We start from the raw sequence: 14,377 nt of genomic DNA, 5'->3' as shown, positions 1-14,377 counted from the left end.
TTATTTATCCTTCATTAAATCTGATTCTTCATTTGAGAGAAATTTATCGAACGAGTCTTCTGTATAATCAACGTCGTTTTCATCTGTTACTACAGAATTTTCTTCTTCCTCACCACCAACTCCAGCATCAACAAATTTTCCTCTTTTATTTAAAAATTGAATTCTTCTTGCTTTAATCTCAACAATACTTCTGTTGTGTCCATCATCAGTTTTCCAGGTTCTGCTTTGCAGTTCTCCATCGACTAAAACAGCCGAACCTTTTTTTAGTCGTTCCTTACAACTCTCAGCAAGTTTGTTCCATGCCACAATCCCAACATAGCAAACATCCTCCTGCCATTGGTTAGTGCTGTCTTTAAATCTTCTGTTAGAAGCAAGAGAGAAATTAACGACTGGTGTTTTATTCGTCGTTTCTCTGAATATCGGGTCTTTGGTTAAATTGCCAGCAACAATAACATAATTAATTTCCGGCATTTTCAAATCGGCCATGGTTGAATCCTCCAAACTATCAGTGGTTAAATTTATGCGTCTTTTTCAGTGGTTTCCTCATCATCCTCTTCAGCTTCCGAAATTACAATTGGTATTTCTTCGACTTCTTCCACTAACTGAGTCTGCTGAGCTTTATCAATATCGATTTGTTCAAGTGCATCATTAGATAGGGTAATCGTCAGATATCGCAGAATGGTTTCATCCAACTGATAATACCTTTCGAGTTTCGTAATCAGATCAGGCTGTGAATCAAATCTAAATATAACATAATAGCCGATCTTACTTTTTTTAATCTGGTATGCAAGTCTTTTTCTTCCCCAATCTTCGATTTCCCGGATTTCCCCGCCGTTGCCGGAAATTGTTTCTTTGATTTTTGAGATGAGAATTTTTATTGCTTCGTCATCGAGGGCAGCATTAATAAGAACTGCACTTTCGTATACACGCTTATTCATATAAATAATAAACTCCCTTTGGACTTTAGGCCTCTAACAACACAGTTATTAGAAACAGGGTTATAAAAATTAGTTTTCTTTGGGCAACAAATCTATTTAATTAATGGGGCATTACCAAATGAAATTGTTACCTGTAATTCTTTATGAATGCTAAGTAGAGTCATCAAAATTTTGGTAAAATTCAAGCGAATTTAATCACTCAATTACACTTCCTCCTCTTTTGAACCTTCAGTCTTTTTGTTGGAGAGTAAAGTGCTATTTATTTCCAGCATTTTTTTTGAACCGCCTATGATGAATTCTTCAATAAGTAGGTTGCACATTTGAAAGGTATCTAAATACTTTTTCAACTCATCGTCGCTGAAGTTCGAAAGAACATAATCTGATAAAGATTCACCCTCCGGATTACTGCCAATTCCAATTCTGATTCTGGGAAACTGGTCTGTCAGCAGGTTGTATATGATTGAGCTCAGTCCGTTATGTCCACCATCCCCACCTGAAAGTCGAACTCTTAAGCTAAAATTTTTTAAATTTATATCGTCACACACTACAAGAAAATCTTTTGGTTCAATTTCGTAGCGATCAAAAACCTGTTTAGCAGCAATTCCACTATTATTTACAAAACTTACAGGTTTAATTAAAATAAAATCATTAGTACCTATGTTACCGGCAGCTTCTAAATAATCACCAGTAGTTTCCAGAAATCTTACATCCCTTTTTTGTGCGAAGAAGTCTAATAATAAAAATCCGGCATTATGTCTGCTAAATGCATACTTAATGCCGGGATTACCAATTCCAAATATTACTCGCAAAACAAACTGGGAATTATTCTTCTTCTTTTTCTTCCTGTTTGCCTTTGGAAATCACTTCAGGTTCTTTTGGTTCTTCAACAGCACCTTCAGCAGCAGGAGCAGCTTCTTCTTTTATCTTGGCGTGAGTTACCTGAACAACCAATGATTCTTTTGGATCAGTGAATTCGATGTTTTCAAATTTCAAATCACCTATATGGATCGAGTCGTTAAGTTTTAAACCTGAAATATCAATAACAATATGTTCAGGAATATTGCGGGGCAGACATTCAACTTCGACTTTATACATTACATGCTGGATTATTCCACCCTCTTTTACACCAATTGGAGATCCCACCAATTGAACCGGAATTGCAAGTTTTATTTTTTCACCCTTTGTCAATCCTAACAGATCAAAATGAATTACTCTATCTGTTACAGGATCAAATTGTACATCTTTAATGATGCACTCATATTCTTCATGCCCTTCCAACTCCAGAGAAATCAAATGTGTTTTCGATGTGAAAACCAGAGGGTTGATTGCTTTATCAGCTACATTGATATGAAGAGGTTTAATATTCTTTGAATAGAAGACGCCGGGAATCGATCCCTCTCTTCTAAATCTTCTTCTTCCTGATTTATTAAACACATTTCTTTCGGATGCTTTTAATATTTTTTTTTCCATTTTTGCTACAACTCCTGTTAACCTTTATCGATATGAAATAATGAACTAATTGACTCGTTATTGAATGTTCTGCGAATTGCTTCTGAAAATAATTCAGCAGATGAAATAACCTGGATTTTTTCTACGCGATCTATTCCTTCTATACTAATTGTGTCAGAAACAAAAAGTTTGGCCACTTTGGAATCATTTATTCTTTCCAAAGCCTGACCTGAAAGCACTGGGTGCGTTATTGCTCCATAAATATTCAGTGCACCTTTTTCCTTCAAAGCATCAATTGCCCCAACGAAAGTACCTGCAGTATCTATAAGATCATCAACTATCAAAATATCTTTCCCATCAACGTCTCCAATAATGTTCATCACTTCTGCAAAATTCTGCTTCGGTCTTCTTTTATCAATAACAACCAATCCACAATCAAGCAACTTAGCATAAGCTCGTGCCATTTTAATTCCGCCTACATCCGGAGAAACAACTACAAGATTTTTCTTATAAACTTCTATTCTATCTTTGAATACTGAAGAACCATATAAGTGATCAAACGGAATATCAAAATAACCTTGAATTTGTGCTGCATGTAAATCCATCGTGATAATACGATCAGCGCCAGCAACTGTCAACAGGTTAGCTATTAATTTTGCTGTAATTGCAACTCTTGGTTGATCTTTTCTGTCTTGTCTTGCATATCCAAAATAAGGAATCACAGCTGTAATATTTTTTGCTGAAGCACGTTTTGCTGCATCGATCATAATGAGCAGCTCCATCAAGTTATCAGCCGGAGGATTGGTTGATTGTATTAAAAATATATCTAATCCTCTGATGTTCTCTCCAAATTTAACCCATATTTCTCCGTCGCTAAATCTTTTTAATTCGATTAATCCGAGCGGTTTTCCAACTCTGGAAGCAATTTTTTTTGCGAGAGGAGAATTAGACGCACCCGCAAATATCATATAATCGTTCGTTGCCATAAGTTCTTGGAGTTTCTTTCAAAAAATAGAGGACAAATATATGGAAAGCCTATTGTTATGTCAATAAAATATTGAAGTTCACTCCCGCTGTTTTAAAGCAAAAGAGCTCAACTTTTTCTTTTTTTCAATAAAAAGAAAAGAACTACGAGTAATACAATCCCTGATAGAATGTAAATCCAGGTAGGTGTTTCTTTCAGTTTGTATGGCTGAAAAACAACATTTATGGTTTTTCCGCTGCCAATGTCAGAGAGTTTATACCGCCAGATTAAGGTTTTCCCAGAAACCTCCTGAGCATTATGCGAAAGAATATCTCCTGAAATTTTATACTTGTATTCTACATTGAATGTGCTTGCATCAATTCCGAATCCAGTTGCAATGGGTGGAATAAACTGGCTAAAAATAATTTGATCTTTACCTTTTTCCTGGAATGAAAAATTGTATTCACTGAAAACTTTGGTTTTATTTAACGAATCAATATGGTTAAAACTAATATCGATTAACGCATGAGTTGTTGAATCAGTACTATCTTTATTGACAAGAACATTATCCACAGAGCTATAAGCTGAACTGAAGCCTGAACGAATGGAGTCAGGATTAAAAATTCCAAGATTTTGCACAACTTTTTCGCTTTCTTCATTCATAAATTTCATCCAGTAGTCAATATGCATTTTGCCAGAACCATCAGGATAGAGAGTTACTTCCTGATAATAATTCAGGCAACCACCTAAACTATACATCAATACAAGGAATAAGATTAAAAGAAGGAATTTACCTTTTTGTTTTGAGGATGATTTTATAAAATTCAGCATTATCTTGAATCCACTTTAAAGATTGCTAATCAAATTTAGAGAAAAAAAATTAAATTCGCTTACTTATTAAATTTATTTTGTAATAATCAGATTTCGTTATGCCAACATACGACTATAAATGTACAAACTGCGGTTATACTTTCGAATATTTTCAGCCAATGTCAGCCGATCCTATAACTGAATGTCCAAAATGCAAAGGGCGTGTAAAGAGAATAATTGGAACAGGAGCTGGCACAATTTTCAAAGGAAGTGGTTTTTATCAAACTGATTATAAGAGAAATTCTTCTAATAGCAGCAGTAAACCTTCAGATAAATCATCTGACACTGAGAAGAAATCAGGAACTGAAAAAAAGGATAATTAATCATTTATTTTGAAGTAATCCAGGACATGATTATCTCTTTGAAGCTGATGTCAAAAATCAGCACCCAAAGAAAAATAAAATTTAGGACTTGAGAATCCTTCAATATTATACGCCCACGCGACATCAAATCGAAGTAAAAAGTAGAGGAAATAAACTCTCGCTCCCACACCAGTACCTACAAGCAAATCATCTGTAATAATACTGCCGGCAGTGTTTCTGCTAAAAAGTTTTATTTTACTGTTATCATACCATGTAGTTCCTGCATCAATAAAAGCCACACCAATGATATTGTTAAATAACAGAGGAATACCTCCGGTTAGTAAGTATCTGATAAGTGGAAATCTTAATTCCATATTTGCGAGCAAGTATCTTGTACCAATCCGTTCTGAATAATTGTAACCTCTTAATGGCAGTACTGCGGTAAGGAATGCAAAATCAGAAGCTGATTGAATCGGGACTTCAGTTGTTGCAAAAGTTCTGTTTATCCAATTTTCAGTTCCACCAATAAAAAATCTTTGAGGATTTTCACCACCTGAATATCCACCCGAAAGTCTCAATGCAAGTGAATGATCATAAAAAAATCTTAAATACGTACGTAGATCACCAATTATTGAGTAAAAGCTTTTGCCTGGGTCAGTAGCACCAAGGTTTCCAAATACATCAAATCGGTAGCGTGTTCCCTGAATTGGTGCTGTGTAACCCCAGAGAACATTATCATGAACAAAACTAACTTGCGGGACAGTAAAGGTAACATTTTCAGTAGGTTCTAAAATATTGTCAAGATTTTCACCAGTGACATTTAATACACTAATTCCGAAGTCAAATCTATAAAATCTATTTAGTGGAAAACTTGCTGAACCAGAGACACCAAAGTTTCTGTAACGAAATAAATTCGACGTGAAAAATCCTCTCGGATCCAATCTTAATAAACGAACAAATCTGGCTGTATGGTAACCTTCAATTCCCCAGTGTATTCTTTTCGCAAGATAGTAATATGCTAAACCATAGTCACTGTTCTTTAAGTCAATTTGTAAACCTGTAACTCCAATCAGACGATGATTTCCGAGTACATCACTAAAAGAAATTACAGTAGTACCAATAAGTCCATAAAGAGTACTGTAACCTGCGTTTGCATAAACGAGATCAGGTGCAAAATTTATTTTATACTTATTTATTTTGAAGTTACCTCTTTCATCAAGGTTATCAATTAAACCAAGTGTATCAGATTTTTCTTCATTTGATACTGCAACTTGCTCTGTTCCGAAAACATAATTACCAAAATCAACCGTGATAGAATCACCGTATTTTTTTGTAGAATCATTACCTGCAAAAAATTTTGAGGGATTAAAATCTGTGCTGTCTTTTGACGATTCATTCTCCTCTTTCAATAATTCCAATGGAGGTGCATCGAGATTCAATTTTCCCTGTCTGTATTTTGTTAATGGTAATTCATTAACATCAAGTTCTGATTCAAAAGGGTTGTTCAATAAAAATATATTGAATGAAGATTTATACAGAGATGAAAATGCAAGTTTTTTCCCATCTTCAGATGCAGATAGCTGATACAAACCTGACTGCGAATTTGTAACCGGAATTGGTTTAATATCTTTTATATCATTAACGTAATTATCTGTTGAAGCGAAAACAAGATTCTTCTTGTAAATATTATTTATCCCATTTAAGTCTGAAATAAAAAGTATCTGACTTCCATCGGGGCTCACAATTGGTGAAGTTTCATTGCTGGCAGGCAAATCAGTGATTCTTTTTATTGATTTAGTTTCAACATCAAGCGCATAGATTTCCAGTTGTGAAAAGTCGTAATTGTAAATTTTAAATCCAGCTGGTACATCCTCAATATTTTCATACCCATTTCTATCTGAAGAGAAATAAATTGTTTTTCCATCATGAGACCAGTTGGGGTCTTTATCAGTAAAAATATCATCTGTCAGATTTTTGATTTCCTTTGTATTGAAATCATAAGTATAAATATCAGTCTGCCTGGAGTTCTGCCCGATAAATGCGAGTTGTTTTCCATCCCGGGACCAGGTAACACTCTGAACACCATCCATCTTGATCGGTAAAGTGTAATAATCATCTTCTTCAACATCAAAAATATATATGATATCATAACCATGACTTAATGCTGCAATCGCAATCTTTGAACCATCAGGTGACCAGGTTAAACCAGGAGTAAGAATGTTCAGTTCTTCAAAATTTGGTGATTGATTTCCTTCCGCCAGCTTCGTGATTATTTCGCCGGTATTTGCATCCATGATGTACAGACTAAAAAAGAAATCGCGATTGGTTATGAAAGCAATCTTATTACCTTGTGGTGAGATTGCAGGACTGGTATTATAAAAACTTTCATCTCCATCCGGATCGGTAAGCCTTTTTGCAAATTCATCAGGGTCCTGAGTTATCTCAATATCGGGCCAGTAAACACGCTTAATATCTTTCTTCCATCTTTCATTAAATTCTTTAATGTTGAGTCCTATTGTTTGTTTAAATGCTGCATCAACATTACCCAGGCTTCTCATCGCATTAATTATTTCACCAATTTTTTCTTTACCATATCTCTTTGCGATGTAATAAAAAACCGCCTGTCCGCCACGATACGCAAAATAACCAGATAAATTCTGAACATCCGGAAGATATTCATTTATTGCAGCATCTCTGATAAACATATCAGTATCTTCATCCCAGCCAAGAGCCTGGTATTCAGCCATTCCTTCGTTAAACCATAATGGAATCTGTACGGTGATATTATTTGAAATTATGTTTTGAAGTGATCCACCATAAAACATATCATTGATTACTGCGTGAACCAGTTCATGATGAATCAGATGTCTGAATTGTTTATATGAACCGTGGAACTGGACAACAACTCTGTTCTTGAATAATTCAGTGAAACCTTCGATTCCTTCGCTAAGATATGAATCAGTAACGTTTGTTTCCTGAAAGTCATTTTGCGAGTTATAAACGATAATTGTTATTCTACTGTTTACAGAATAGTTAAAACTGTTCAGAATTTTAGCTAATGCATCTTCTGAAGCGTGTGCAGTAAATTCAGCGAGAGTCTCGCCTTTATTATTGAAGTAAATATCAAAGTGTTTTGTCTGGATAAAATACCAGTCAAAATATTTAAATTGTACTTTATTTTTACCAAACTGCGCAAACAGTGCCACCTGAATAATGAACACTATGGCAAATATTTTAAAAATCTGTTTTAACATTAATTTATTTGATCATTCACGGTAATAAAATCAAGCTCAAGATTTTCTAAATCCACACGAACCAGCTTGACCGTTATTTTATCACCAAGCCGAAATGCTTTTTTTGTTCGTCTGCCAATTAATGAATATTTCTTTTCATCCAAAACATAAAAATCTCCCTCTAAATCTTTTACTCTTATCAACCCTTCAGCTAAAATATCAACTAATTCAACGAAAATCCCATAATTTGCTACACCTGAAATTACAGCATGGAAATCTTCACCAAGCTTATCGTGAAGGAATTGAATCTGCTTTAACTTAACTGATCTGCGCTCAGCTTCCATTGCGGTTCTTTCTGTTGCTGAAATATGTTCACAAATTTTATTCAACTGGTCAAGAGAATAATTCCTTCCGGTTTTTGAAATCAAAGTTTTATCTAAAATACGGTGAACCAATAAGTCTGCATAACGTCTAATCGGTGAAGTAAAATGAGTGTAATTGCTAAATCCTAATCCGTAATGTCCAATATTTTTTGTTGAATAAATTGCTTTCGCCATTGAACGAACAGCGAGCTCATTTATAACACCCTCTTCTTCTGTTCCTCTAACTTGCTTCATCAACTGATTAAATTGACCGGCTGCTTTTCCTCCTTTTGGATTGAAAACATAACCAAGCGATTTTACAAATCTTGCAAACTCCGTAATTTTTTCTTCATCGGGATAATCGTGCACTCTGTAAACAAAAGAAATATTACCTTTAGAGAAAATTCTTTCTGCAATAGTTTTATTTGCAAGCAGCATAAACTCTTCAATGAGCATATTGCTTTCTTTAATTTCTTTTTTTAGAACTTCAACTGGAAAACCTTTTTGATCAAGTTTGAATTGTACTTCAGGCGTAAAAAATTCGAAACTGCCGGCTTTCATTCTTTGAGCCCGAAGTTTTTTAGCTAATTCGTTCGATAGATTTATTTCATTGGAATAATCACCTGATCCGGATTCAATAATATTCTGGGCTTCTTCATAAGTAAATCTTCGTTTGCTGTTTATAATTGTCTTTGCAATCTGATTCTTGATGATAACGGCTTTTGGTGTCATTTCAAATATAACTGAGAACGTCAGTCTATCTTCGTTCGGTACGAGTGAGCAAAGATTATTTGACAACTTTTCCGGCAGCATTGGAATAGCTTTACCCACAAAGTAAACACTGTTACCTCTTTCGGATGCTTCTTTATCAATCGAAGTCCCTTGTTTCACGTAATGACCCACATCCGCAATATGAACACCAACTCTGTAATTACCATTCTCCAGTTTTTCAATTGAAAGTGCATCATCAAAATCTTTTGCATCTACCGGATCAATTGTAAAAACATTTTTATCTCTGAAATCAATCCGTTTTCCTAATTCATAATCGCTTATGTCAAGGGAAATGCTTTCAGCTTCTTTCAAAGATTTCTCTTTAAAAAGAAAAGGTATCCCAAACTCGCGGGCAATTGAAGTAACCTCTGTCTGAAGTGTTCCTTCTCTGCCAATAATTTCAACGATCTTACCGACAGGATTAAGCATTCTATCTTCCCATGAAATATTTCCCACCGCAACTTTGTCTCCCGTTTTAGATTCCTTTAAACTCTTTTCATCTACATAAATATCACGATGGATCTTTGGATCGTCCGGTGTGACGAAATAAAATGATTTGCTTTTCTTTAACTGACCAACTATTTCTTTTCTTTTCCGCTCGATGACTTTAGTTATCTGCCCCTCAAGATTTTTTCCTTTTTGTTTTGCAAAGACGACAACCTCTACTTTATCGCCATGAAAAGCATTGTTAATATTACGTGCGGCAATGAAGATATCACCAGTCTTAGAATTTTTTGGAGTAACAAAACCATAGCCGCCTTCATTTAAATTGAAATACCCGATCAATTTATTTGTATCAGGTAATGAATAAATTTTATATCGTTTGCCATTTCTTGAAAGAAATAATTCTGCTTCAAGCTTATGCAATTCATTTTTCAGCAAAAGATATGTTCGATCATCTTTTATCTTTAATCGTTTAGCAATTTCTTTAGATTTAAAGGAACGAGTGGGATTTTCTTTAAAGAAGGACTTGATTTGATTTTTCATTAAAACACAAAACTATATTTCAACCCAAGTTCATTTATCATTTCACTGTAGGTTGATGATTGATAAGGCGGTTCTCTTCTATCGAATCTGATGATAAAATTCTGGAAGAAGAGCGGATGTTCAATTTTCACGTTTGCTCGGCTCAAATCCTGAAAGACTTGTGATGTACCGCCAATCTCATATCTGAAATCAGCAACTTTGCCAATTAAACTGAATTGAGTTTCAGTACCAACCTGCTGAACATTTACACTTCTAACCACATCTCCAAATTTTTCATTCAACACACCACCAAGAATGGAGCCGGCAAGTGAAGTTAAAGTTGAAGCTGCAAAGTTAGATTCCTGCATTGATGCGTCTTCAGGAAATTTATTTAATATGATGAAGGTCATCGCATCCGAAAATGTTTTTGTTGCATCAAGTTCAAATTGATTGGCATTTCTTCGGCTTTTATAAACTGCAATATTATTTTCATCCTGCAGAAAATTTGCTGTTAAATTTTTTGCGGGTCCTTCCAGTTTGATTATTATTCTAACATCCCATTCATTTGTACCTGTCCGAACAGTATCAGGGCTGTAAAAACTTTCATAAGTTGCTGTTACATCGACGTACGGATTATCAATCTCATCCAGAAACCTGATGTTGCCGTTCGCCTGAAAGGTTTTTATAAAATCTAATTTAGAACCATCGAGTAAGATTAATTCGCCACTCGTAACCGGTTGATTATTAATTTCCGAATATTCAACTTTTCCACCAAGATATGCGGTCAATTTCTGTTTAAACTCTTTTGATAACACATATTCAACTTTTGCTTCATTTTCAACTTCCAGTTTAAAATCAAAGTCAAATGGTATTTCAGATTCCGACTGAAGTTCTGCTTTCTTCTGCTCAGCAACGTGAATAAGACTATCAATCTCTTTCTGAATCATATCCTCCTCGACCGGTGAAGATAAAATATACGTGAATTTATCGTTCTCATTTGAAAAAGCTGTTTGAGTCGGTGAGTAAGTTATGTTTGCATCTTCTTTCAGGATCAGGTCAATATTCAGATAATTGCGATCACTGTTCGATTTGAAAATTATTTCGTTACGGGTTCTAATAGCAATATCACCATAAAGAGAAGGATTTGCAGCTTTCGATCGTTGATCAAGTAATTTTAATTCACCTGCAGCCCGAATAGTAATACTGTCGATTGCAAAATTATGATAAGCGATTTCACCTGCAGCCCTGATGGTTCCGCCATTTTTCACTTTACTGTCATTAGATAAATTCAGATTTGTCAGGAATATTTTATTCTCGTTAAAATTAATTTTGCCATCGAGCAGGTAAGTCAGATTTACTGCTTCAAGCAAGAAGGATGAATTATTTATTGTCAGCTCACCTTCATTTAAAATATTTTCGTAAGGACCGAAGAAACGAACATTTCCGTTCAACATTCCTTTCATATTTTTTATTCCGGGCAGAAAGCTTCCAACAAAACTCAGATCGAAATTGTCAGCAAAAAGTTTTACATCAAAATAATCATCGCCGGTATTTCTATTTTCTGCAAAGAATGAAAGATCAACTGGTAGAGAGCCTTCAATGCCCAGACTTTTTTTCTGCAAAAGATTATTCGATCCGAGAAAACTTAAATCAAATCCAAATAACTTTGAGGCATAAGATGCATTACAATTTAACGAGCCGAAATTATAATTTTGAACTTTAAGTGAATCAACCGAATATTCAAGATTCATGACAGGATTCTTCGCAGTCCCAGTCAATCGGAAGTCAAGATTAAGTTCACCATCAATAGATTTATCCTTACCAAGACCAAGAAGATTTTTACTCAAGTCATTCATCTTAAAAGTACTGAGTTTCAGTGTTAAATCTTCATTGCCTTCGAGTGACAGAACACCATTCAAATCAAGGTTTCCGCTATTATGAACAAGTCTGAATGCATCAAAACTGAAGTTATCATTTGAGTAATTAAATTTTATGTCTCCGCTATTAGTGAGGTTAAAGTCAATGTAACTAGCACGAAACTTTTCAAAGTTAACTTCCACAAATCCATCTTTAACTGAAAGTCCTCCATTTAAATCAATTGTAAAATCCGTATCATAAGTGACATTAAGATCAACCTGAGCATCGTTATCAATAAAATTAATATCCAGTTTCAAATCTGTTATTTCGCTGCCAGTAAAAATTCTTTTTGCAGATAAATTTAGGTCAGCAGTGAACCCATCAAAAGAATCAGCATATAATTGACTATTGACTTCAGTAGTAAATTCAAAATCCGACAAGTAATAAAGTTCCTGCCCATCCCAGTATTTCATCTGATCAATTTTAGTATCAAGTGTAAGAATTGTTGTATCCCCGCTCGAAGCAAGTTTCCCTGAAATTTCGCCATCAACTTCAATTTCAGCATTTCCCAAGAAAAGTGAAAGTAATTCGAATGACTTCAGTTCGAGTAAATACTGAATATTTAATCTTTTTTCCGGAAGATATAAATCTGAATTTTCTGAAACGGTGTTCAATGCAGTTTCATGAGTCACATCTCTGAAATCAGGTGGTTGAATTTTTTCCATTTTTTTCTGAATCGAATTCGAGATGAGTTGTATTTCATCTGAGATAACATCGATTGCTTCAGTCAAGGTAAACTCACCTGTAATTGTAAGATCTGCTAAATCAGATATAATGTTTATGACTCTGTCTTCTTGTCCGCTTCTAATATCAGCTATCAATGTAGTGCTATCTATTACGATGTTATCAAGATGCGAGCTGTCAATTTCCAACACAGCAAATAAGTTCAACCTGTCCTGATCAAAATTTTCACCATCACCTTTCAGCGAGATATTCAACTCCGTATTAATTCCGCTTTGCTTCACAAAATCATCAAGATTAAAACCCTTCAGAACCAAGTCAAAATTATATTTCGATGTTGTGGTGTCAGTAAAATTAAAATGAGCATCAAAACTTCCTCTGGTTTTGGCAGAAGAAAAGGAGATATCAGTATTAATTAAACCACCTGAACCATCCACATTAATATTGAAATCCCTGAAAAAAATATTTTCGATATTTGAAGTACCTGCCTGAATGTGTATTGAGGTTTCAAGATTTTCAGGTGAAAAACCTTTGCCTTTTAAATTGCCGACTAAATTCAAACTTGTATTTATTCCTGCAACCGGCATAAGATTTAGATCAGTTGTTTTGATTTGATAATCATATTCTATTTCCTCACCTGTTAAGTTCATCTTTACTAATCCACTTACGCCGCCTTTATCTGTCTTTAAAAGCATATTAGCAGTGAAATCAAGCGGCTTCCCAACAAAAGCCAGAGAATCAAACCGAAGTACGCCGTAATCTTTGTAAGTAGGTATTCCGATAGTAGGTAACAAGTTGGTTATATCATCTTGATTGACAAATGAATCCCTGAATTTCATGTCTATCAACATATTCTCTCCACCAAGAATATTTTGAAGATAGCCCGAAGCATTGAGACTGGTTTCGTTAAATTTTACTTCAAGATTTTTTAATTCAAGTTCATCAAACGTACCCTGCGCATTTACATGCGTTTCCAGACTTCCTTTAAGAATATCAGTTCCATCAATGAAGTTTGTCAAATCATCAAAGTTAAAATCCATCGCACTCATTTCAATTTTAACCGGTGACTTTTCAAGATCCAGTTCTTCACCATTAAAGAGATGAAAATCAGATATTGCAGCGTTGAGAGAAACGTACGATCGTTCGGTAATGATTTTAAGATCTGTTACTCCTGCCATATCATCGAGGAGAATAAAATTGCCGGAAAGATTAAGCAGCTTGAAACCAATTAAGTTTGGAATTACACTAAATTCAGAAATGAGAACCTGGTATTCATTTTCAATCATATCAGCAGATGCTGAGAGTGAAAGATTAATATTTTGAAGCCTTAAATCATCCATATCTGGCTGCAAGTACAAGTTAGTACTATTCTTATTGGCAATTGTCTGATGCTTAAAGTTCACATTGATAAGATTAAGTTCAGCTACATCAATCTTCCAGCTAAATGGCTGCGAAGTGGAGAGTGAGTCTTCGATTTCTTCAACTTTTTCTTCAGCAGGAGAGGTAATTCTGGAAATATTTAACTCACCATTCTCATTTTTCAGCAATGAGATATCAGCGTTTTCGATTTCGAGTTTTCGTAAGTAGATAGTTTTCAGAAGAACTCTTAACGGACTTACTTTCAATTCAATTTTTTTTGCTGAAAAAAGTGTATCCTGCTCTAGTGTGTATGAGGTGTTAGATAAAATTAATGTAGTGAAAATAGTTCCATCAATATTTCCGATGTATAACTTTCCATTCGTAGATGAGTTGACCTGTTCAACAATAACTTCTTTAAGCCAATTACGAAATGAAGATGTTTGAGTGTAACCAAAAGCAACAAGCAGAATTAATAAAAGACCGATACCTGCGCCAAGAAAATAATTAACTATTTTCCTGAAAAGCGGTCTTTTAACATCTGACTTCCTGCGAAAAAGCATATTTA

Annotated in this window: 10 protein-coding genes; 1 reads left to right on the top strand and 9 read right to left on the bottom strand. The window is 34.7% G+C overall.

All coding sequences use genetic code 11. The annotated features are described in order from the left end of the window. The 6 genes from HND39_08860 to HND39_08835 form a co-directional block, all read right to left on the bottom strand. A complete protein-coding gene (locus tag HND39_08860; protein QKJ96383.1) occupies window positions 1-486 on the bottom strand; it encodes a single-stranded DNA-binding protein in 486 nt (161 codons plus the stop codon). Window positions 487-518: 32 nt separating this feature from the next. Then, entirely contained in the window at window positions 519-938 is a 420-nt protein-coding gene (rpsF, locus tag HND39_08855; protein QKJ96382.1) for a 30S ribosomal protein S6, read from the bottom strand. A 203-nt stretch (window positions 939-1,141) separates the two neighbouring features. After that, on the bottom strand, window positions 1,142-1,747 hold the full coding sequence (locus tag HND39_08850) for an aminoacyl-tRNA hydrolase (protein QKJ96381.1): 606 nt from the start codon (window positions 1,745-1,747) through the stop codon (window positions 1,142-1,144). A 13-nt stretch (window positions 1,748-1,760) separates the two neighbouring features. After that, window positions 1,761-2,408: a 50S ribosomal protein L25 gene (locus tag HND39_08845; protein ID QKJ96380.1), complete on the bottom strand. Its 648-nt coding sequence runs from the start codon at window positions 2,406-2,408 to the stop codon at window positions 1,761-1,763. A gap of 17 nt (window positions 2,409-2,425) precedes the next feature. Continuing rightward, on the bottom strand, window positions 2,426-3,373 hold the full coding sequence (locus HND39_08840; GenBank protein QKJ96379.1) for a ribose-phosphate pyrophosphokinase: 948 nt from the start codon (window positions 3,371-3,373) through the stop codon (window positions 2,426-2,428). Between the two features lie 107 nt (window positions 3,374-3,480). Continuing rightward, window positions 3,481-4,182: an LPXTG cell wall anchor domain-containing protein gene (locus HND39_08835; GenBank protein QKJ96378.1), complete on the bottom strand. Its 702-nt coding sequence runs from the start codon at window positions 4,180-4,182 to the stop codon at window positions 3,481-3,483. Between the two features lie 98 nt (window positions 4,183-4,280). Here HND39_08835 and HND39_08830 point away from each other — a divergent pair, with 98 nt between their 5' ends. After that, entirely contained in the window at window positions 4,281-4,544 is a 264-nt protein-coding gene (locus HND39_08830; protein ID QKJ96377.1) for a zinc ribbon domain-containing protein, read from the top strand. A 50-nt stretch (window positions 4,545-4,594) separates the two neighbouring features. Here the strand turns inward: HND39_08830 and HND39_08825 are convergent, their stop codons facing one another. Genes HND39_08825 through HND39_08815 form a run of 3 tightly spaced genes read right to left on the bottom strand, consistent with a single transcriptional unit; the run spans window position 4,595 to window position 14,372 of the window. After that, window positions 4,595-7,777 carry a biopolymer transporter Tol gene (locus HND39_08825; GenBank protein ID QKJ96376.1) on the bottom strand — a complete coding sequence of 1,061 codons (3,183 nt, stop codon included), beginning with the start codon at window positions 7,775-7,777 and terminating at the stop codon, window positions 4,595-4,597. Next, window positions 7,777-9,876 (bottom strand): ribonuclease R, encoded by a 2,100-nt coding sequence (rnr, locus tag HND39_08820; protein ID QKJ96375.1) that lies wholly within the window; start codon window positions 9,874-9,876, stop codon window positions 7,777-7,779. Before rnr ends, HND39_08825 begins: the two co-directional genes overlap by 1 nt. After that, the gene (locus HND39_08815) at window positions 9,876-14,372 is read right to left on the bottom strand and encodes a hypothetical protein (GenBank protein ID QKJ96374.1); all 4,497 of its coding nucleotides are present in this window, start codon (window positions 14,370-14,372) and stop codon (window positions 9,876-9,878) included. Before HND39_08815 ends, rnr begins: the two co-directional genes overlap by 1 nt. Window positions 14,373-14,377 lie beyond the last annotated feature (5 nt).

The sequence above is a fragment of the Ignavibacteriota bacterium genome (genome assembly GCA_013285405.1).
Classification (GTDB): domain Bacteria; phylum Bacteroidota; class Ignavibacteria; order Ignavibacteriales; family Ignavibacteriaceae; genus IGN2.
The sequence above is the reverse complement of the archived record's forward strand: the minus strand, read 5'-3'. Positions and strand labels throughout refer to the sequence as shown.

Excerpts from the sequence above, each read along its gene's own strand:
- HND39_08815 (QKJ96374.1), bottom strand. The coding sequence starts at position 14,372 with ATGCTTTTTCGCAGGAAGTCAGATGTTAAAAGACCGCTTTTCAGGAAA.
- HND39_08835 (QKJ96378.1), bottom strand. The coding sequence starts at position 4,182 with ATGCTGAATTTTATAAAATCATCCTCAAAACAAAAAGGTAAATTCCTT.
- rnr (QKJ96375.1), bottom strand. The coding sequence starts at position 9,876 with ATGAAAAATCAAATCAAGTCCTTCTTTAAAGAAAATCCCACTCGTTCC.
- HND39_08825 (QKJ96376.1), bottom strand. The coding sequence starts at position 7,777 with ATGTTAAAACAGATTTTTAAAATATTTGCCATAGTGTTCATTATTCAG.
- HND39_08845 (QKJ96380.1), bottom strand. The coding sequence starts at position 2,408 with ATGGAAAAAAAAATATTAAAAGCATCCGAAAGAAATGTGTTTAATAAA.
- HND39_08860 (QKJ96383.1), bottom strand. The coding sequence starts at position 486 with ATGGCCGATTTGAAAATGCCGGAAATTAATTATGTTATTGTTGCTGGC.
- HND39_08840 (QKJ96379.1), bottom strand. The coding sequence starts at position 3,373 with ATGGCAACGAACGATTATATGATATTTGCGGGTGCGTCTAATTCTCCT.
- rpsF (QKJ96382.1), bottom strand. The coding sequence starts at position 938 with ATGAATAAGCGTGTATACGAAAGTGCAGTTCTTATTAATGCTGCCCTC.
- HND39_08830 (QKJ96377.1), top strand. The coding sequence starts at position 4,281 with ATGCCAACATACGACTATAAATGTACAAACTGCGGTTATACTTTCGAA.